The following is a 19,626-nucleotide window of genomic DNA, read 5'->3' on the forward strand; positions in this document are numbered from 1 at the left end:
TCGCCTGTGTCAGCTCTCGGCACCTTTGGGTCAGTGCCTGCCGTGGGCTGAGCCTGCTGACTGGAGATCCCCCGTCTCCTCATCACCGGCCGCGGCGGCGTCAGCATCGGCGTACTTGTGCTCCGAGTGTGTGATTGCCCTGTTGGGCCACCACATCCGGTTTCCGGCCAGGCCGAAGATGGCTGGAACGATGACCGTGCGCACGAGCACGGTGTCGACGAGGACGCCGACTCCGACGATGAGTCCCAGCTGGCCCAGGACCATCAGGGGCAGCATGCCCAGGGCTGCGAACACCCCGGCCAGAACGATTCCCGCACTGGTGATCACGCCGCCGGTGTGGCTGACGGCTTCGATCATGCCCTGGCGGGCACCGTGGACGACCGATTCCTTCTTCGCACGGTGAGACAGGAAGATCGAGTAGTCGATGCCCAGCGCCACGAGGAACAGAAAAGCGAGGATCGGAACCTGGGCATCGAGTGCTCCCTGACCGAACATCGTCCGGCTGAGGAATGCGCCGAGGCCGATCGCCGCGGCTGAAGACGCCACGTTGACCACGAGCAGGGTTCCCGCCACGAGCGGGGCACGGAGGATGCCGAGCAGAATGATGAAGCTGATGGCCAGGATCATCGGCGCAATCGTCCCGAAGTCCTGAGCGTTGCCGTCGCGGGCATCGAGCTCGGTTGCCGCCGCGCCGCCGACGTATGCGTTCGCACCGTCGATCGTGTCGACGTCTGACCGGATGTCCGTGATCAGGTCGAGGCCCGCAGGACTGTCGGGTTCGTATTCGCCGGTGACCATGACCTTCGAGATCGGGTCTGCCCCGGCGTTCGTTTCGTCGACGACGTTGGCGCGCACGACGCCGTCGATGTCGGCCACGGAATCCGCTGCCTGATCGGCGTGGGCTGAGTCGGTCACGACCCAGATCGGCTGCGATTCACCGGGAGGGAAGTGCTCGGACAGGACGTCGAGGCCCTGCGCTGACTCGGACTGCACACGGAACTTCTCGGACTGATCCAGTCCCACCGAGATACCGATGAGACCCGTGGCCATGACACCGAGAATGACGATTCCAGCGCCGAGGTGGATGCCCGGCTTCTTGACCACGCGAGTCGCGATGGTCCTCCAGATGGAAGGCTTCGCTGCGGGCTCGCTCCCGGAGGCGTCAGCAGCCCTCCCATCGGTGGCAGTCTCGTCGGAGGCGTCTTGCACCTTGGGAACGAAAGGCCAGAAGACGCCCTTGCCGCAGATCGCGAGAACCGGAGGCAGGGCGAAGAGCACGGCGGCTGCGGCGATGAGGAGTCCGACTGCAGCGGTGATGCCCAGTCCGCGGGTTCCCGGGATGACGGCGAAGACGAGGCTGAGCAGTGACAGGACCACGGTCAGGTTCGAGGCGAGGATCGTCGATGCGGTGTGGGTCCAGGCGGAGCCAAGTGCCAGACGGTGGTCGCTTTCGCGGCCCAGCTCCTCCCGGTAGCGGGAGATGAACAGGAGCGCATAGTTGGCACCGGCACCGAAGACAAGGACGCTGATGATGCCCGTGTCGAACTGCAGATCGAGTGCGTCGCCGACTGCTGCGGTCACGGTGGATGCGAGTCCGTCGGCGGTGCCGATGACGATCAGCGGCAGCAGCCACAGGATCGGCGAGCGGTAGGTGATGATGAGCAGGAGTGCGACGATGACGATGGTGACGATGAGGAGCGTGAAGTCCGCGCCGCCGAATGCCGAAGCGATGTCGGCACCGATCGCCGGTCCACCGGTGACCAGGAGGGACATGCCGGAGTCCGTGAGGTCACCTGCCTGAGAGTTCTCGACGATGAAGTCGCGGAGTCCATCGACGGTATCGGCGGTGTCGGAGTTGGTCAGGCCGACATCGATGGGGACCATGAGGAGCGCTGCCTTGCCGTCGTCACTGATGATCGGTCCGCTCGCCTGGGATGCAGCATCATCGGACGAGGAGTCTGTGCTCGATTCGCCGTTCTGGGCGGAGTCGATGTAGTCGCCGAGCGAGGCGCTCAGCTTCCCCAATTCGGACTGGTCGCTGTCGCTGAGGACCGAACCGTCGGTGTGGGAGGCAACGACCATGACCGACTGCTTGTCGGCGTCGGGGAACTTCTGCAGGAGTTGGGCGGCCTGGGTGGATTCGGAGTCGGCCGGAGCTGATTCATTGGCCCGGTCCTCGCCTGCGCCGGACAGGAGTCCGAAGAGCAGGGTGACGAGGATGACGACCCCGCCGAGGACGAACCACGAACCGCGCTTCGACACGAGCGTGTGCGCGCTTTTCGCAAGTGTTGTGTTCATGTCTCAAGCTCATCAAGTTTCTGAGCCGGAAACATCGCCTAGGAGTTCAGACTCAACCTGCAACTTTCGATGGAGAAAGCGCAGGATTCTCGACTATGCACCGTGTCACCTGGGCAATTACTTCAGACGATCGTCGCTCCGGCGGCGTCCATCTCGGCCAGGGCCAACGTGGAGGAGTCCTTGCCGACTCCTGCGATGAGCTCCTGGTGAACACGGACGGACCATCCGCCTTTGAGGGCGTCGAGGACGGTGGCGCATACGCAATGGTCGGTGGCGATGCCGACGACGTCGACCTCGGTGATGGTGAGCTTCGTCAGCAGATCGCCGAGGTGGTCCCCCTCATCCGTCGTCCCCTGGAAGGCAGAGTAGTCGGGGGTGCCCTGCCCCTTGCGCACATGGTGGGTGATGGCGTCGGTGGTCAGCAGAGGATCGTATTGGGCGCCTCCTGTGCCGGCCACGCAGTGGATCGGCCAGGTGTCGACGAAGTCCGGGTTCGCCGCGAAGTGGCCGCCGTTGTCGCTGTCGGCATCATGCCAGTCGCGGGAGGCTATGATTGCGTCGTTGTCACTGGCATGGGCCCCGAGGTAGCGGGTCACCTCGGTGGCCACGGAGTCGCCGCCGTCCACGCCGAGCGCCCCGCCCTCGGTGAAGTCGTTCTGGATGTCCACGATGAGAAGTGCCTTCGCCATACCTCGAGCATAGGCGCTTCAATGCGATTTTCCAGGGGTGTGGCGCGGTTGCTCAGATCCAGCCCTCTGCACGGAAGATGCTGCGATAGATCTCCCTGATGACGCATTGCTTGCGAGCGTTGTACTCCATGACCGTCTCACCGGCGGAATTCGCCTCAGCGACCGAGCGCAGCTTCACCGCCTGATAGCGATTCCGGTCATCGGGGCTGCCAATCAACCAATCGCGAAACAGGCGCATGCGGGCGACTTCCGGGCACCGTGGTCCGAACACGTGAAGGTTGCACATCGGAGCGACCAGGATTCCTGAATGCGCGTCGAGGTGTTTGAACATTCGGTGCAGGTACCAGGCCGGTTCGCGAATGACGAGTTCGAAACCGATCTGGTTCAGCAATGGTCGGAAGTCGGGCTCTACACGGGGGTCCGCGACAACGAGAGCGACATCGATGATCGGCTTCGCCGCCAGACCAGGCACCGAGGTGGAACCGACATGAGCGATGCCGAGGGCTTTGTCCCCGAGCCGGGTGAGGATCTGCTGCGACAGCTGCGAATAGTTCTCAGCCCAAGCAGGATCGTGATCGACGAATTCGATGGGAGCGTGTGGGAGATCGGGCCGTATCCAGAGATCGGGATCATCGACGTCATTGAAGGTCACGATCTCGTTCACCTCAGCGCTGAGCAGATTGGAGCTACGCGGATGGGAGCCGAGCGGATCCACTGGGCCGTCATTGTTCGCTGACATATTCTCCACGCTATCCGCTCCGACGTGGTCACGACAGCCTCAAATAGGAGAGCTCACCCGGTGGGTTTGCCCTCGAACCAGTAGAACTGTGAGAAATGATGATCCTTCTTCAGCTCCAGATCCTGTTTGATCAACGTACGGACCTGTTTGATGAGACTGCGTTCGCCGGCTGCCCAGACGTAGAGCCCGTCCGGATCGAGGTCGAACGAGCGCACATGCTCAACCAAGGCTGCCCCGAACGGACCCTCCCTGCGGACCCACACCCACCGAGCATTCGGATGCTCGGCCCGGGGAAGGGTGTTCACTGTGGTCGGCTCGTGGTCGTCTTCGATCGCAACGGTCACTGGCACCTCGGCGGGGATGGTCTGCAGCCAGGAGTTCACTGCCGGCAGTGCGGTGAGGTCGCCCGCGAGGAGGATGCGGTTCGTGTCCGAAGGCAGATCGATGCGGGCAGGGGTCAGCGCGGCCTCGATAGTCGTTCCCGGCGCCGCGGTCACCGCCCACCGGCTGGCTGGACCGGTGCCGGCGGGGTTCGCTGCGTCACCGTGGATGACGAAGTCAAGGCTGAACGTGCCGGTAGCCACGTCGATATCGACGAACGTGTACCCGCGCTGGCTGACATTCCCTTCGCCCTTCTCCGGATGAGGGAACCACAGCCGAGTCCACAGGGTGGGAAACACCTCGCTGAGCTCAGACAGGAGATTCGGCCCTGAGAAGTGGATGCGTCGGTAATAGTCCGTGAAGTCCTCGACCCGAGTCACCGCAATCTCATGGTTGGAGATCCGCATCAGGCGCATCACGCCACGCTGCCAATTGACCATTGCCGTCTTCCCCTCGCTCAGCCATGCCTTCAGAACTGAGCTTAGCCTAAGCTAATAAGGAAGATGCTGGCGTGGGACTCGGAGGGTCCTCCCTCAGCCCTGCTTCAGGGCTTTCCTCTGAGCCTTCGCTGCGGCTTTCCGGGCCGCATTCTTAGCTGCCTGCTTGGTCGTTTGGGCACCTGCGACGAGGAGGAGACCACCCAGGGCCGCGACATTCTTCGAGAAGTGGGTCTTGTGTGCAGCGGCATCGGCACCGTCCATCTCCCAGAATGCGTGACCAGCCAATGTGGTCGGGATCAGAGATCCGGCGAGTGCAAGAGCGGACAGACGTGGCTTGATGCCCAACGCCATCGTGGTCCCAGCGAGGAGCTGGAGTCCGCCGTTGGCACGGACCAGGAACTCATCGTCGTCGGACAGGACCGGCACGTATTCGCGGATCGCATCGAGCGTCGGTCCGGCAGCCTGGACCCGGCCGCCCGGGTTTGTCAGTGCCGAGTAACCGCCAGTGATGAAGATCGGTGCAGTGAGTACGCGTCCTGCTGTCTGCAGCAACGATGATCCTAGTGCCATGGAATTCTCCTTGAGGTATGGGCTTTTGAGCCTAACGGATGCCTGACCTCGGCCTCAATGCGCTTCGCCACGAGGCGTCGCTGGAGGTACTTGCTCCGCGGGTGCCATCGGCTGCGCAGCGGACGCGGGAGGCACAGCTGGTGCGGTCGGCGCAACGGGCGCGGGTGCCTTCGGCTGTCTGACACCCAGTTCGGGCTGCCTTCTGAACTGGCCCGTGGCGAAGAGAACCGCGATGACGATCGCGGAGACAATCCATCCGGACACGCCCAGGAAGGAGACCAAGGCCATGTCCGGCGTCGAGGCTGAGCCGTCGATGAACAGCCCGAGCAGCATTCCGGCCGAGCCGTTGAGCGCTGCGTGTGCGGCGACGGCCGGCCAGACCGAACCGGTGCGCAGTCGCAGCCACCCGAACAGGATTCCCAGCATGATGCATCCGCCGACCATGAAGGCCACACCGGTGATGTCGGGGCGTGCGAAGTTGTATCCGAGCAGGATCAGCGGTGCGTGCCACAGGCCCCAGATCACCCCGACGATGAGCAGCGCCGGCCAGGTGCCGAGCGGACGTAGGCTCGTCAGCAGCCACCCCCTCCAGCCGACCTCTTCACCGAAGGCGACGATCACGTTGAGCGCCGAGCCAAGCGCCATGATCACCAGATAGCCGATCACAGCCAGGACCACCGGGACCTCGTCCAGGCCGGGCAGCTGCGAGAGCTGCATCTTGAAACCCGAGAGGCCAAGCAGATCGACCTGCATCCACCCGAAGGCTGCTCCCACCAGATAGGCCGCGGCAACGAGTACGAACAACCCGAAGAAGGCGAGTGCGGTCATCCCGAGCACCCGGCCGAAGGGACGCAGAGGCCAGATGCCGAGGTACCTGACGATACTGGCCCGAGGCTCACCGGTGCGACGGCGCTGGACGATCATCGCTACGACCACAGCGATCAGAGGGGTGAACATCATGGCCATCCCCGACACCTGCACGAGCACGGGATCACCCAACCCTTCACCGCTCAACCACAGCGGCAGGCAGACGAGCCAGGCGAGGATCACCGCGACGGCGACGAAGACTGCGAACTCGAGCCACGGCACTGCGGCCGGCACGATCGCCAACGGTCGCCCTTTAGCGTCCACCCCCTCCTCCAGCTGCCTCGCCGAGTTGGCCGCAGGGCCGGTGGCCGCGGGGTCTGTGGCCACGGGGTCTGTGCCCACGTTGGCGTTGTCGTTGTGATCCGTTCCCGTGCTCACGGTTCCTCCTCAGTCCTGCGCCGACGCCTCAGCCCTGATGCTTCAGGTCTCCTGCTTCAGTCCGGCTCCGGTCTCATGTTCCAACCTACGTTGCCGCAGAACCCGACACCTCCGCCGCGTGGATGAAATCGGTCTCGTTCGCGTGGCCGAGCAGTCCGATCTGTCCGCGTTCTCCGACTCGCAACTTCCTCAGGGAGAGCCTGGCACACCACCGTCTCACATAAAAATACATGTCTATGCATAACAATTCGACAGGAGTTGGTCGGGCCGCTAAGCTGGTGCGCATGTCGAAAGTATTGTCTTCGCTCCCAATCGGTGAGCACGTTGGAATCGCCTTCTCCGGCGGACTGGATACGTCCTGCGCGGTCGCATGGATGCGCCACAAGGGCGCCGTTCCCTGCACCTACACGGCCGATATCGGCCAGTACGACGAGCCCGACCTCGACTCCGTGACGGAGCGTGCGAAGGAATACGGCGCAGAGATCGCCCGTTTCGTCGATGCCAAGCGCCTGCTCGTCGAAGAAGGCTTCGTCGCTCTGCAGTGCGGTGCATTCAACGTCCGCTCCGGCGGCAAGACCTACTTCAACACCACTCCCCTGGGCCGCGCGGTCACCGGCACCATGCTCGTGCGCGCCATGAAGGAAGACGGCGTCGACATCTGGGGCGACGGCTCGACCTACAAGGGCAACGACATCGAGCGCTTCTACCGTTACGGCCTCATGGCCAACCCGAAGCTGCGCATCTACAAGCCGTGGCTCGACTCGGACTTCGTCGAGGAGCTCGGCGGCCGCCAGGAGATGAGCGAATGGCTCGTCGAGCACGGCTACCCCTACCGTGACTCCGCAGAGAAGGCGTACTCCACCGACGCCAACATCTGGGGTGCGACCCACGAGGCCAAGACGCTTGAATTCCTCGATGCCGGACTGGACATCGTCGAACCGATCATGGGTGTCGCCGCCTGGCGCGATGACGTCGAGGTCGCGACCGAAGAGGTCACCGTCGGCTTCGAGGCGGGTCGCCCCGTGTCGATCAACGGCGAGAAATTCGACGATCCCGTCGCCCTGGTCTTCAAGGCCAACGAGGTCGGCGGCCGTCACGGACTCGGCGTCTCCGACCAGATCGAGAACCGCATCATCGAGGCGAAGTCACGGGGCATCTACGAGGCTCCCGGCATGGCGCTGTTCCACATCACCTACGAGCGCCTACTCAACGCCATCCACAACGAAGACACCATCGCGCTCTACCACGAAGAGGGTCGCCGCCTGGGTCGTCGCATGTACGAGGGTCGCTGGCTGGACCCGCAGTCCCTCATGCTGCGCGAATCCATGCAGCGTTGGGTCGCCTCGGCGATCACCGGCGAAGTGACGTTGCGCCTGCGCCGCGGTGACGACTACACAATCGTCAACACCACCGGCCCGAACCTCAGCTACCACCCGGAGAAGCTGTCGATGGAGCGCGTGGGCGACGCCGCCTTCGGTCCCGAGGACCGCATCGGCCAGCTGACCATGCGCAACCTCGACATCGCCGATTCGCGTGCCCGCCTCGAGCAGTACGCGGCCATGGGCATCGTCTCGGGCCCGACTTCGGAGCTCGTCGGTTCCCTTGAGGCCGGTGGCGCCGAGGAGATCGCAAACTCCACCGATGATGTCGACGCCGCCAGCGACCGTGCCGGACTGTCCGCTGCCTTCGACGCCGGCACGGACTGATCAGAATCCACCTGACCGGCTGAACCGCTTGCCGGCCGACCGGCTGCCTGACCGACCGCCCGACTGGCCGACCGGCTGCCTGACCGACCGCCCGACTGCCTGGCTGGCTGGCCCGCTGGTTGCCTGCCTGACTGGCCGAGTCATTCTCGAAGCCCCACTCACACAGTGATGTCACTGCGTGAGTGGGGCTTCTGTGTTGTGGCAAATCTCTGTGTCGTCACGGACTTATGAGGCGCAACGGACGCCCCCGCGGCGCAACTCCACCTTCGGACCCTCACTTTTCGGCGCCGACGCCGCAACAGTTGGTAAGTTCTCCTCGATCCCAGCGCCTGGATCAAACAGAACTTACCAACCGTTGCACCTCTTTCGGCGCGCAGTGGGATGATCGTGCCATGACATCAGCTGCGTCCGGTGTGCGCTTCCTCGCCGAGGTGCTCGACCGTGAACTCCGGGACCGTGGCAGCTCAGTACGCGCCGCGAAGGAACGGGCGTACCTCAAGAGCGAGCTCGTCCACTACGGCGTCGGCGTGCCCGCTACTCGGGGAGTGGTCCGCGAGGTGTTGCGCACGAGTGAGTTGAAGCATGACGGAGTGATCGCGCTTGCCGAGGAGCTGTGGGACTTCGCAGGCGATGCAGACGGCATGAACCGAGCCGCCAGCCGGACCCCTGTCTACGAACTCCGCAGCGCGGCAACGATGGTGCTCATCGACAAGCAGGACCACCTCGGCGCAGATGATACTGACCTCTTCGAACGTCTGCTGCGTCAGGCACACACCTGGGCACTCGTCGATCCACTCGCCGGTGATGCCGTCGGCCCGTTGGCCGAACACGATGCGCAGTTCGATCCCACCCTCGAGCAGTGGGCGGGCGACGAAGATTTCTGGATCCGGCGCTCTGCGCTGCTGGCCCACCTCAGGCCATTGCGTGAGGGTCGCGGTGGCTTCGCCCGATTTTCACGGTTCGCCGATGCGATGCTGGAGGAGAAGGAGTTCTTCATCCGCAAGGCTATCGGCTGGGTGCTGCGCGACACCGCCCGCACACGTCCCGATATGGTCTTCGACTGGATGCTGCCGCGTGCACATCGAGCTTCAGGTGTGACGATGCGCGAAGCGGTGAAGCATCTGTCGCCGAAGCAGCGGGATGCCCTGCTCGCAGTTCCCGTCAGAGGGACCTGGCGAATTCGAGCAGGATCTGATTGAAAGCCTCGGGCTGCTCGATGTTGGCCGCATGCCCATCATTGGGGATGACCGTCGATGATCCGATCGGAGCCAGCCCTGCGGTCGCGGCTGCGTGCGATGCTGGCCAGTGTTCACTTTCGGCTCCGGCGACGAAGAGCACGGGCACGTCAGTGCCTTCGATCACCGGACGCCAATCGGCCTTCGCGTGGTCGTTGAGAAGTGCGAGCTCGCCGCGGCTGAGGTGATGATCCACACCCTTCATGGCCGTGAGCAGACGCAGCAAGCGCCTGCCCCGCTTCCAGACGGGGGTGCCGTACCCGGTGGGAGGAATGCCTTCGGCGAAGTAGGCGTCGACGTTGGATTCGTTGTAGCCGTAGTATCCGTGGGGCCAGTCGACGGTGTTGAGCATCTTCGGGGTCTGATCGACGATGACGATTCCGGCGATGCGATCGGCGCCGAACTGGGTGAGATAGGACCAGATTGTATTGCCGCCCATGGAGCCGCCCACAAGCAGAACATCTGTGAGTTCCAGAGCCTCGAGAACCTGCGCCACATCCTGACCGCGCCGCTCCATTGTCACGCCTGACTTGGGGTGATCGGCGTTGCCGTGACCGCGCAGATCGACGGAGAACACCTCGTATCCGGCGCTTGTCAACGGTCCGACCTGGTAGCGCCAGCTGGTCGCCGGCGCCTTGAACCCGGACAGCAGCACCACTGGGCGACCAGAGGAAACTCCGGCCCGGGTGTACTCGAGACGGACACCGTCATCGGCAGTGATTGCGGCCATGGTCCAATCCTAGCGCCGAACACTTTCAGGCAGCTCGAGGCCTCAGTCCCAGGTGTTCAATGCATAAAGACGGCGTCACGGTGTGGATCACATCGAAAAAGCCCCTCACCAACATTTCTGCTGGTGAGGGGCTCCTCTACTGTGCGCCACGAGGGATTCGAACCCCCAACCTTCTGATCCGTAGTCAGATGCTCTATCCGTTGAGCTAGTGGCGCATATTGTTTGGACTCTCGCCCTGCAACTCGATCAACTATACACACCGAATTCACCCAAGCTCAAATTCGACCCGAGTGCGCTTCGCCACATTTGCGGCTACCGCAGGGAGGGGCCGGGCTCGCTCGATCGGCGATCCACAGCCCCTCCACGCGGCAGTTGGCAGGCTACTGCTGCGCAGCCTCTGGCTTCGCCGAATTCTTCCAGCGCCGGGCTGCAATGAAGGAGCGCACGCCCATGACGACGTAGATGATGAGCAGCACGAAGGTGATGATGCTCGTGATCACAGCCGCAGGTCGCTCGGCCTCACCGGCGATCAGCGCACCGACCTGCATGACGTTCATGCCGGTGCCGAAGATACCCAAGATGGCAACAACCAAAGCGATGTGGACTCCGAGCTTCTGATTCTTCAGTGCGATGAGTCCGCAGATGAGGAGGACGGCGCCCAGAATGGCCGGGATCAGAGCGGTCCAGCTGGCGAATGAGGTTGCGACGTAGGCAATGACGCCGACAACGATGAGGACGATACCAAGTCCGATGGTGGTGCGGGGCATGATGCTCCTTAGATTCTCATTTGAGGTCACAGATGCCCTGTCCCGACAGTTCCGATTCAGAGCATGATCGAAGGCGTCAGTGATGACGACAACTGCCCTCTATTCTACTATTCGTAGAATTTAAGTCCATCTCGCAGGCAGCCTGCCTGCAGGTAGCGCCGGAAGACCCGGAAGATCACCTGCGAAAGCTTCGACCGGACGGTGAGAGCCACCTCGGCGAGGGCCCCGAAGGCGCTGGTTCCATGAACAATCACGTTTTGCAACAAACAATCACCGAAATGCAAAGACACATCATTGAATTGACGCATCCACGTCTTCCGCAATGCCGTTGTGATCCAATGCACATCTTCCAGTGACTCAAAACCAGGATTTTCCGGCCCGTGCGAGTCCTACGGTGGAGATGTACCAGCCGCCAGGCGGAACCCCGATTGACCAGGAGACCACTCATGACTGTCCTCGACCATGACGTCGTCGCTGACCAGCTGAAGAACGCACCGACCGATAACGAGTCGGTGCTTTCGTTCGTCAGCAGGGTCGCCACCCTCACCACCCCCGACGATATCGTCTGGGTCGATGGTTCAGATGAGCAGAAGGCCACCATCGCCGACCAGCTCGTCGAAGCCGGCACGATCGTTCGCCTGACCGGCACCAAGGACTCATTCTATGCGGCCTCCGACCCCGAGGACGTCGCCCGCGTGGAAGGCCGCACCTACATCTGCTCCGCCGAGGAGAAAGACGCAGGCGCGCTCAACAACTGGATGGCGCCAGCCGAGATGAAAGAGACTCTCGAACCTCTCTTCACCGGTTCGATGCGGGGACGCACCATGTACGTCATCCCCTTCGTCATGGGACACGCAGAGGCCGACCAACCGATGTTCGGCATCGAGGTCACCGACTCCCCTTACGTCGTTCTCTCCATGCTCGTCATGGCTCGCTCGGGCAAGAATGCTCTCGACGCGATCGTGGCCAACGGCGGCACATTCGTCGAATGCGTGCACTCTGTCGGCGCTCCGCTCGAACCCGGGCAGGAAGATGTCGCCTGGCCCTGCAACCCCACCAAGTACATCACCCACTTCCCGGAAGACCGCTCCATCTGGTCCTTCGGCTCCGGCTACGGCGGCAACGCACTGCTGGGTAAGAAGTGCTACGCGCTACGCATCGCTTCGTCGATCGCCCGCGATGAGGGCTGGCTGGCCGAGCACATGCTCATCCTCAAGCTCACAAGCCCGGAGGGCGAGGTCAAGTACATCGCCGCTGCGTTCCCCTCGGCCTGCGGCAAGACCAACCTCGCCATGATCGAGCCCACGATTGCCGGCTGGAAGGCTGAGACTCTGGGCGACGACATCGCCTGGATGCGCTTCGGCGACGACGGCCAGCTCTACGCCGTCAACCCCGAGTTCGGCCTCTTCGGCGTCGCGCCGGGCACCGGTTACACCACCAACCCGACCGCGATGCGCGCCATCGAAGCAGGCGGCAACATCTTCACCAACGTCGCACTGACCGACGACGGTGACGTGTGGTGGGAAGGCAAGACCGACGAGAAGCCAGCGCACCTCACCGACTGGCGCGGCAATGACTGGACCCCGGATTCGGAGACTCCAGCCGCTCACCCGAACTCGCGTTTCTGCACCCCGATCGCCAACGTCCCGACCCTGGCTCCCGAGTGGACGAATCCGAACGGCGTGCCGATCTCGGCCATCCTCTTCGGCGGTCGCCGTAAGACCACGATGCCGCTGGTGACCGAGACCAAGAGCTGGAACCACGGAGTGTTCATGGGATCGGTGCTCTCCTCTGAGACCACCGCAGCAGCCACCGGCGCCGTCGGCGTCGTTCGCCGCGACCCCATGGCCATGCGTCCCTTCATCGGCTACAACGTCGGTGACTACCTGCAGCACTGGCTCGACATCGGCAACACCGAGGGTGCCCAGCTGCCGAAGATCTTCTACGTCAACTGGTTCCGCCGCGATGACGACAACTCGTTCCTATGGCCAGGATTCTCCGAGAACTCGCGTGTTCTCAAGTGGGTCTTCGAACGCGTCACCGGCACCGCCGACGCAGCCGAATCCCCGCTGGGCCTGACCCCCGTTGAGGGCGGCCTGGACACCGAGGGCCTCGACTTCACCGACGAGCAGCTGCGCAAGGCTCTGGCGATCAAGCCCGAGGAATGGGAAACCGAGCTCGGACTCATCGAGGAATGGTACGAGCAGCTCGGCGATTCGGTTCCAGCCGAACTCCGCGCCGAGGTCGACAACCTGCGCGACCGCCTGGGTCTCGCCTGAGTCTCTGAGTCATTGAGACTCTACTGAGCGACAGAGAATCCCCCAACCATCGTCGAGGTGGTTGGGGGATTTTCGTATGCCGGGAGGCAGTGCCCACGGTATTCAGAGCCTGCGGTGTTCGGAGCCTGCGGTGTTCGGAGCCTGCGGTGCTTGGCGCGCGCAGTGCAGCGAGGTGGCTTCAGTGGCGCCAGCGGGGGCCCGTGACGGTTGCCGAATCACAGCACGTGCGGGAGCACCAATACGCCCTGCAGGAACTGTAGGACAAGATGCTCCGGGGAGGACGTGCTTTGCTTACGGTTGTGAATACCAAGGACCGTAGTGGATACGACTACCGATGGTGGGTCCCGCAGGCGGTGCGGCAGTCGGTGCGGCAGTCGGTGCGGCAGGCGGTACCGCAGGCGGTGCGGCAGTCGGTGCGGCAGTCGGTGCGGCAGTGGCAGTGGGAGACAGAAACGCGCTCAGGCGCCGTGGAGCGCAGGAACGATGAGGTAGACGCCGACGAGCACAACGATGCTGCAGACGCCGAACACTGCCCAGTAGCCGATCCTGAGCAGGGGCTTGCTCTGGCCTTCGGCAGCCAGGTCGACGTGCACTGCCCGCATCCGCACAGCGGTGGAGAAGAGCGTGATGACGACGATCGCTGACACCCAGGTCGCAACCGCAACGATGAGGAATGAGCTCCACTCGATCATTTCGAATCTCCCTTGTCTGCGCGTGCCTCATCGGCTCGTGTCTTATCCGCATCAGTCTTCGCCGCTGAGGTGTGCACGGCGTTGGGATCCGAGCCGGCATTCACCTCGGAACCGGAACCGGTTCCGGAGCTGGGGTTCGCGTCGGGGTCAGCGCCCGCGTCGGAGTCTGTATCGGCAGCGGCGCTGATGTTCGCATCCGCAGCTGCCTCGGCAGCTGGACCGGCACCGGACTTCGCATCCGCTTTGTCAGAGAGTCGCTGGTCGCGGGCAGCGATGCGATCAGCACGCTTCATTTCGGCACGCTTGCGGTTTCGGTCCTTCCGCAGCTTGCGCTTGCGGCCGCGGATTCCCACCGCCTCGCCGACGGTGTCGAAGTTCGAGATCTCCGGATCCGCAGCCTTGCGCGAGCTGAGGAAGATCCAGAGGACTGCGACGACCGCGATGACGGTGTCGATGATGACGCCGATGGTGCCCAGATGCGCGATGGCTGCAGCGATACCACCGACGATTCCGGCCGCTGGGATGGTCAGCAGCCAGCCCGATGCGATCCGACCTGCAGTCGACCACTTCACGTCAGCGCCCTTACGGCCCAGGCCGGAGCCGACTACCGAACCGGACGCCACCTGCGTCGTCGACAGGGCAAAGCCCAGGTGCGACGAGGCGAGAATTGCGGCGGCAGTCGAGGTCTCGGCAGCCAGCCCCTGAGCAGGCTTGACCGTGGTGAGCTTCGTGCCGAGGGTGTCGATTATTCGCCAGCCGCCGACATACGTTCCCAGGGCAATCGCCAGTGCGCAGGCGGTGATCACCCAGAGGTGAGGACCGGTTCCGTGATCCTGCAGGTTCGCGGAAACGAGGACGAGGGTGATGACGCCCATGGTCTTCTGCGCATCGTTGGTGCCATGTGCCAGAGCCACGAGAGAGGAGCTGAAGATCTGCCCGTATTTGAACGGAGCCCGGTGAGCGGTCTTCCCTTCGCCGTTGCGTCGCGTGATGGAATAGGCCAGGCGCGTGCACAGATACGCACCGACGCCGGCGATGATCGGAGCGGCGATGGCAGGCAGGACCACCTTGGACACGAAGACGCCGAAGTCGACGGAGTTGAGCCCGGCACCGATGATCGCGGCACCGATCAGTCCGCCGAACAGCGCGTGTGACGACGACGACGGCAGGCCGAAGCGCCACGTCGCCATGTTCCAGATGATCGCACCGATGAGGCCGGCAAGGATGAAGTCCGGAGTGATCTGGACTCCCCCACCACCTTCTCTGATGATGCCCCCGGAGATGGTCTTCGCCACCTCGGTGGACAGAAAGGCACCGACAAGGTTGAGCAACGCTGCCAGGGTGACCGCTGCCTTGGGCTTGATCGCTCCTGTGGCGATCGGAGTCGCCATGGCATTGGCCGTGTCGTGAAAGCCATTGGTGAAGTCAAAGAACAGTGCCAGCACGATGACCAACACGACGACGAAGATGATTTCCACTAAGCGACCTTGAACGTAGACACAATTCGGACCGTGGATGATTTTGCTGGCGGGCAGCGTCCTCAATCGAAAAAAGTCTACCGCCTATTTCACCGAATCTTCACCCACTGTTCGGTGTATCTACACTCGCGACACTCTGCGTTCATCTCTGAGCTGGCCGAACACCTCACCACCAGTCCCGGAATGTATCGACGTTCACAATCGACCCGGTGAGTAGGCGCGATGGTCAGCAGACGAATCCGTCGGCGATGGTCAGCGCTTCGTCAAGGACCTCGAGACCGAAGCGCACGTCCTCGTCGGGCGTGTTCAGAGGCGGGACGACATGGATTCGGTTGAAGTTGGCGAAGGGAAGCACTCCCCCGGCTTTCATCGCACCGATGACCTGGTTCATCTCCGGCGAGCTGCCGCCGTACGCGGCCAATGGCTCCTTCGTCGTCCGATCCTTGACGAGCTCAACGGCCCAGAAGCAGCCCATGCCGCGGACTTCGCCGATCGAAGGATGCCGCTGCGCCATCTCGCGCAGAGCCGGACCGATGATGTCTCGGCCGAGGCGGTCGGCATTCTCGACCATTCCCTCCTCGTCCATCGCATTCATCGTGGCGACCGCAGCCGCACATGCCAGCGGATGACCCGAATAGGTCAGACCGCCGGGATAGACACGGTCGCGGAAGGTCTCGAAGATCGCGTCGGAGATCGCGACTCCGCCCAGTGGCACATAGCCCGAGTTCACGCCCTTGGCGAAGGTGATGAGATCCGGGGTGACGTCCCAGTGATCGACGGCGAACCAGCGACCGGTCCGGCCGAAGCCGGCCATCACCTCATCGGCGATGTAGACGATGCCGTAGCGGGCTGTCAGCTCTCGCACACCCTCGAGGTATCCGGCCGGAGGCCCGTAGATCCCGGCGGTGCCCGGCACGGTCTCGAGGATGAGCGCGGCTATGTTGCTCGGGCCCTCGAGCGTGATCATGTCCTCAAGGTGCTGCAGCGCTCGCTGCGTCTCTTCCGCCTCGGTGGTGGAGCCGAAGTAGGAACGGTACTGGTAGGCAGGCATGAAGTGGACGATGCCCTCGGCCGAGTAGTCATTGGCGAAACGGCGCGGGTCACCCGTGACGTTGACAGCCAGTTGGGTGCCGCCGTGGTAGCTGCGATAGGCGGAGAGCACCTTGGTCCTGCCGGTGTGCAGCCGCGCCATGCGGATCGCGTGCTCGTTCGCATCGGCACCACCGTTGGTGAAGAACACGTGGTCGAGATCGCCGGGGGTCCGCTCGGTGATGAGCCGGGCAGCCTCCGAGCGGGCATCGTTGACGTGCTGGGGAGCAATCGTGCAGAGCTTCGCCGCCTGCTCCTGAATCGCCGACACGACCTTCGGGTGCTGGTGCCCGATGTTCGTGTTCACCAGCTGCGAGGACATATCGAGCAGCTTCCGCCCGTCGCCGTCGAAGACATAGGGGCCCGCCGCGTCGACGATCGTCATCGGCTCGAATGGCCCCTGGGCCTGCCAGGAGTGGAAGACGTGCGCACGGTCGAGCTCGTAGGCGCGTTGACCTGCTTGCAGCTGTTCGGCACTGAACGCCCGCTCGCTGTGGCCAAGCTCCGCATTGCTCTCCGAGCCTTCAGTCCTGGAGTCGCTGACCTCACGATCGAGCTCTTCGTTCGCATTGATCACAGTCATGATGCGCCGTCCTTTCGCGTTTCATTCCATATCGCCGAGGTGGGTCGGACCGCCGAGGTGACCCTGATATTTCAATGGTGAGTCAGCCGCACCCGAATCGCCATGGACGACCTGTCAACATATATCCATGCAGACTTACACTGTGTAAACCACGTGGCCTGGAGACGACGAAGGGAAGCGAACAGTGGAAGCTTGGTCGCAGCGAGAACCGGATCTCACTATCGCGAACCTGCTCGACGTCGACGAGATCCGCCGCGGTGATCCCGAAGTCGTGACAGGTGGCGACCAGGTGGGGCGTGCAGTGAGATGGGTCCACATCGCCGACTCGGAGAATGTCGCGCAGTTCCTCGAAGGCGGCGAACTCGTGCTCAGCACAGGCTTGTCCTACCGGTCGTCACAGGAGTCGACGGCAAATTTTCTCGATCAGCTCGAATCCGCTTCTGCCGCCGGTGCCGTCATCGAACTCATTCAAGACGATGGCCGACCTGATGACGAAGCCATCGAGAATGTGCGTGCCGCCGCCCGTGGTCGCGAGATCCCGATCGTGATTCTGCGTCACCGGATCAAGTTCGTCCGCGTCACGGAGCTCGCCCACCAGGAACTGCTCGGTCGGCAGCTTGCCCGCGTAGAGCGTGCCCGCACGGTCCACGAGGTCTTCACCCAGCTGAGCCTGGAGAGTGCTGGAGCCCAGGACATCGTCGACCGGACATCGGAGCTGCTGGGCTCACCCGTCATGCTCGAAGACGTCGGACATCGCCTACTCGCCCACGCCGGCGATATACCTTCGTCGCGCACTGCTCGGCGTGAAAGCAATGGCCCGGACGACCTCGGTGAGGGCCACGAACATGGGCACAGGCACGGGCACGGGCACGGGCAACGGTGGCTGCAGACTCCAGTGGGACTGCGAGATCGTCGGTGGGGCCGGCTGCTCGCGCCGGGCCGCCTGGAATCCGACGAGGAGGCAGCGCAGGTCATCGAGCGCGCCGCGCAGACTCTGACCTTGGCGCGGATGGCCGAACGCGACGAACAGGACCTTCTCATCCAGGCTCAGGGCGGACTGGTCCGCGAAATCATCGAATCGGCAGACGTCGACGAGAAACAGGTCCGAATTCGGGCGGCGGACCTGGGGTTCGCACCACGAGGCCGCATGATTCCCGTGGTCGTCCGCGTTGATCGCGGTCCGAACACCGACCCGACATCACTCCAACTGCGGGAACGGTCGCTGCACCGCGCTTTCGTCACTGCAGCAACCGCTCACCACTGCTCCACACTGTCCGCCGGACTGCAATCGGGTTCATTCGGCACCGTGGTGGCGCTGCCCCCAGGCACCGACGATGATGCGGTCCTTGATGGGCTCATCGATGAACTTCCCACCCGCGACACCACAGTCGGGGTCGGGCGGACGAGCACGTCGATCGTCGACGCCGCCAGCCAGCTCGAATCCGCCAACCAGGTGGCCGAGATCGCGTCGACGCTCGAGTTGCGACAACGGAAGTACTACCGATTCTCCGACGTAAGACTGCGCGGACTGCTCTCATCCCTGCGCGATGATCCGAGCGTTCGGGCCTTCGCCGAGGCGGAGCTGGCTCCTCTGCTCGAAGCTGAAGGCGGAAGCGGTGGCGGAAGCGGTGGCGGCGGCGAGGAGATGCTCACCCTCCTCGAACAGTTCCTCTCTCACAGCGGCAACAAGTCAGCGCTTGCCCGCAGCGGCTTCCTGTCCCGTCCGGCACTGTACGCGCGCCTGGACAGACTTCAGGCCAAGCTCGGGGTCTCGCTGGAAGATGCGGAATCACGCACCGCACTCCACGTCGCCATTCTGTGGCTGCGCACAAACCGGTGAAGTGAACTGCACGCGATAGATTCACCTTCACAGCATTGTAAGACAATCACCGATATCTTGCGAAGCAGATCTCGAAGATCTGGTTCGGCTTCTCAGCCGACCTGCTGTGCCCCAGTGATCTCGATCGCAGCACCGGAGATGAACGATGCTCGATCGCTGAGCAGGAACGTCGTCAACTCCGCGACTTCGTCCGGACGGCCCAGACGACCCAGCGGGATGGACTCGGCCAGGACCGCCTCGGCGATATTCGAGGTTTCGAGCTTCTGCTTCAGCATCGGGGTGAGGATCTCGCCGGGGCAGACGGCGTTGACCCGCACTCCCTGTCCGCCGTAGTCGCGGGCAAGACTCTGGCTGAACGAGACGACTGCGGCCTTGGATGTGTTGTACGCGATGTGGCCGCCTGCCGGGTGCAGACCCCATTGGGAGGCGATGTTGACGATCGACCCGGTTCCCGCACCGATGAGCGACGGCAGGATGCCGCGGCTCAGATGCATGACGGCATCGACGTTGACGGCGAAGGTCGCCGCCCAGTCGTCCTCATCGATGTCAAGGAGGGAACCTCGGCGCATCACTCCTGCACAGTTGACGAGGCCATCGACGACTCCGAAGCGCGCGAGCACGCTGGTGAGGAGATCGGCGCAGCCTGCCGCTGTTGAGATGTCGGCCGGGTACGACGACAGCCGCGCACCCACCTCGGCGGGCAGAGAAGGATCGGGAGGCATTTCCACCCGGTCCACGGCGATGACGGTTCCGCCCTGACGCGCGCAGGCTGTGGCGATCGCCGAGCCGATTCCGCCGGCGGCTCCGGTGACGATGATGGTGCGACCTTCGAGTTCCATAAGCTGTCCCTTCGCCGTGCACTGTC

General features: G+C 63.4%; 16 protein-coding genes and 1 tRNA gene. 4 read left to right on the forward strand and 13 right to left on the reverse strand.

From position 1 onward, the window contains the following. Positions 1-30 precede the first annotated feature (30 nt). The 6 genes from ACE03M_RS13385 to ACE03M_RS13410 form a co-directional block, all read right to left on the reverse strand. Positions 31-2,298 carry an MMPL family transporter gene (locus ACE03M_RS13385; RefSeq protein WP_485934409.1) on the reverse strand — a complete coding sequence of 756 codons (2,268 nt, stop codon included), beginning with the start codon at positions 2,296-2,298 and terminating at the stop codon, positions 31-33. A 122-nt stretch (positions 2,299-2,420) separates the two neighbouring features. Then, positions 2,421-2,987, reverse strand: a complete 567-nt coding sequence (locus tag ACE03M_RS13390) for an isochorismatase family protein (RefSeq protein ID WP_485934411.1) — start codon at positions 2,985-2,987, stop codon at positions 2,421-2,423. Positions 2,988-3,039: 52 nt separating this feature from the next. Continuing rightward, positions 3,040-3,726, reverse strand: a complete 687-nt coding sequence (locus ACE03M_RS13395) for a GrpB family protein (protein ID WP_485934413.1) — start codon at positions 3,724-3,726, stop codon at positions 3,040-3,042. Positions 3,727-3,779: 53 nt separating this feature from the next. Beyond that, positions 3,780-4,547, reverse strand: coding sequence for a siderophore-interacting protein (locus ACE03M_RS13400; RefSeq protein ID WP_485934415.1), 768 nt, complete (start codon positions 4,545-4,547; stop codon positions 3,780-3,782). 93 nt (positions 4,548-4,640) lie between these two features. After that, positions 4,641-5,117 carry a DoxX family protein gene (locus ACE03M_RS13405; RefSeq protein WP_204233248.1) on the reverse strand — a complete coding sequence of 159 codons (477 nt, stop codon included), beginning with the start codon at positions 5,115-5,117 and terminating at the stop codon, positions 4,641-4,643. 54 nt (positions 5,118-5,171) lie between these two features. Further along, positions 5,172-6,362: a CPBP family intramembrane glutamic endopeptidase gene (locus ACE03M_RS13410; protein ID WP_485934417.1), complete on the reverse strand. Its 1,191-nt coding sequence runs from the start codon at positions 6,360-6,362 to the stop codon at positions 5,172-5,174. A gap of 284 nt (positions 6,363-6,646) precedes the next feature. On the opposite strand from ACE03M_RS13410, the gene argG reads away from it, so the two are divergent. Both argG and ACE03M_RS13420 read left to right on the forward strand, forming a co-directional pair. After that, positions 6,647-8,068: an argininosuccinate synthase gene (argG, locus tag ACE03M_RS13415; protein ID WP_485934419.1), complete on the forward strand. Its 1,422-nt coding sequence runs from the start codon at positions 6,647-6,649 to the stop codon at positions 8,066-8,068. A gap of 392 nt (positions 8,069-8,460) precedes the next feature. Continuing rightward, entirely contained in the window at positions 8,461-9,267 is an 807-nt protein-coding gene (locus tag ACE03M_RS13420; RefSeq protein WP_485934421.1) for a DNA alkylation repair protein, read from the forward strand. Here the strand turns inward: ACE03M_RS13420 and ACE03M_RS13425 are convergent. The 3 genes from ACE03M_RS13425 to ACE03M_RS13435 all read right to left on the reverse strand — a co-directional run bounded on the left by ACE03M_RS13425 (position 9,230) and on the right by ACE03M_RS13435 (position 10,800). After that, positions 9,230-10,033 carry an alpha/beta fold hydrolase gene (locus tag ACE03M_RS13425; protein ID WP_485934423.1) on the reverse strand — a complete coding sequence of 268 codons (804 nt, stop codon included), beginning with the start codon at positions 10,031-10,033 and terminating at the stop codon, positions 9,230-9,232. The two genes, ACE03M_RS13420 and ACE03M_RS13425, sit on opposite strands and share 38 nt — an antisense overlap. 142 nt (positions 10,034-10,175) lie before the next feature. Next, positions 10,176-10,248, reverse strand: a tRNA-Arg gene (locus ACE03M_RS13430). Between the two features lie 165 nt (positions 10,249-10,413). Beyond that, on the reverse strand, positions 10,414-10,800 hold the full coding sequence (locus ACE03M_RS13435) for a hypothetical protein (RefSeq protein ID WP_485934425.1): 387 nt from the start codon (positions 10,798-10,800) through the stop codon (positions 10,414-10,416). 446 nt (positions 10,801-11,246) lie between these two features. Here ACE03M_RS13435 and ACE03M_RS13440 point away from each other — a divergent pair, with 446 nt between their 5' ends. Next, positions 11,247-13,079, forward strand: coding sequence for a phosphoenolpyruvate carboxykinase (GTP) (locus ACE03M_RS13440; protein WP_143920761.1), 1,833 nt, complete (start codon positions 11,247-11,249; stop codon positions 13,077-13,079). Between the two features lie 458 nt (positions 13,080-13,537). Here ACE03M_RS13440 and ACE03M_RS13445 read toward each other — a convergent pair whose 3' ends face one another. The 3 genes from ACE03M_RS13445 to ACE03M_RS13455 form a co-directional block, all read right to left on the reverse strand. Beyond that, positions 13,538-13,771 carry a hypothetical protein gene (locus tag ACE03M_RS13445; RefSeq protein WP_143920763.1) on the reverse strand — a complete coding sequence of 78 codons (234 nt, stop codon included), beginning with the start codon at positions 13,769-13,771 and terminating at the stop codon, positions 13,538-13,540. Next, complete coding sequence (locus tag ACE03M_RS13450; protein WP_143920764.1) at positions 13,768-15,249, reverse strand: inorganic phosphate transporter; 1,482 nt, start codon at positions 15,247-15,249, stop codon at positions 13,768-13,770. The genes ACE03M_RS13445 and ACE03M_RS13450 overlap by 4 nt, the downstream gene beginning before the upstream one ends. A 226-nt stretch (positions 15,250-15,475) precedes the next feature. Continuing rightward, positions 15,476-16,921, reverse strand: a complete 1,446-nt coding sequence (locus ACE03M_RS13455; protein ID WP_485934426.1) for an aminotransferase class III-fold pyridoxal phosphate-dependent enzyme — start codon at positions 16,919-16,921, stop codon at positions 15,476-15,478. A gap of 184 nt (positions 16,922-17,105) precedes the next feature. Here ACE03M_RS13455 and ACE03M_RS13460 point away from each other — a divergent pair, with 184 nt between their 5' ends. After that, a complete protein-coding gene (locus ACE03M_RS13460; protein WP_485934427.1) occupies positions 17,106-18,761 on the forward strand; it encodes a PucR family transcriptional regulator ligand-binding domain-containing protein in 1,656 nt (551 codons plus the stop codon). A gap of 92 nt (positions 18,762-18,853) precedes the next feature. Here ACE03M_RS13460 and ACE03M_RS13465 read toward each other — a convergent pair whose 3' ends face one another. Further along, on the reverse strand, positions 18,854-19,600 hold the full coding sequence (locus tag ACE03M_RS13465; RefSeq protein WP_143920778.1) for an SDR family NAD(P)-dependent oxidoreductase: 747 nt from the start codon (positions 19,598-19,600) through the stop codon (positions 18,854-18,856). Positions 19,601-19,626 lie beyond the last annotated feature (26 nt).

The sequence above is a fragment of the Brevibacterium sp. AGC70 genome, assembly GCF_057334195.1.

Bases quoted from the DNA above. Each gene is read 5' to 3' on its own strand.
- ACE03M_RS13435 (WP_485934425.1), bottom strand. From the start codon at position 10,800: ATGCCCCGCACCACCATCGGACTTGGTATCGTCCTCATCGTTGTCGGC.
- ACE03M_RS13425 (WP_485934423.1), bottom strand. From the start codon at position 10,033: ATGGCCGCAATCACTGCCGATGACGGTGTCCGTCTCGAGTACACCCGG.
- ACE03M_RS13445 (WP_143920763.1), bottom strand. From the start codon at position 13,771: ATGATCGAGTGGAGCTCATTCCTCATCGTTGCGGTTGCGACCTGGGTG.
- ACE03M_RS13405 (WP_204233248.1), bottom strand. From the start codon at position 5,117: ATGGCACTAGGATCATCGTTGCTGCAGACAGCAGGACGCGTACTCACT.
- ACE03M_RS13440 (WP_143920761.1), top strand. From the start codon at position 11,247: ATGACTGTCCTCGACCATGACGTCGTCGCTGACCAGCTGAAGAACGCA.
- ACE03M_RS13395 (WP_485934413.1), bottom strand. From the start codon at position 3,726: ATGTCAGCGAACAATGACGGCCCAGTGGATCCGCTCGGCTCCCATCCG.
- ACE03M_RS13385 (WP_485934409.1), bottom strand. From the start codon at position 2,298: ATGAACACAACACTTGCGAAAAGCGCGCACACGCTCGTGTCGAAGCGC.
- ACE03M_RS13420 (WP_485934421.1), top strand. From the start codon at position 8,461: ATGACATCAGCTGCGTCCGGTGTGCGCTTCCTCGCCGAGGTGCTCGAC.
- argG (WP_485934419.1), top strand. From the start codon at position 6,647: ATGTCGAAAGTATTGTCTTCGCTCCCAATCGGTGAGCACGTTGGAATC.
- ACE03M_RS13455 (WP_485934426.1), bottom strand. From the start codon at position 16,921: ATGACTGTGATCAATGCGAACGAAGAGCTCGATCGTGAGGTCAGCGAC.
- ACE03M_RS13400 (WP_485934415.1), bottom strand. From the start codon at position 4,547: ATGGTCAATTGGCAGCGTGGCGTGATGCGCCTGATGCGGATCTCCAAC.
- ACE03M_RS13390 (WP_485934411.1), bottom strand. From the start codon at position 2,987: ATGGCGAAGGCACTTCTCATCGTGGACATCCAGAACGACTTCACCGAG.
- ACE03M_RS13465 (WP_143920778.1), bottom strand. From the start codon at position 19,600: ATGGAACTCGAAGGTCGCACCATCATCGTCACCGGAGCCGCCGGCGGA.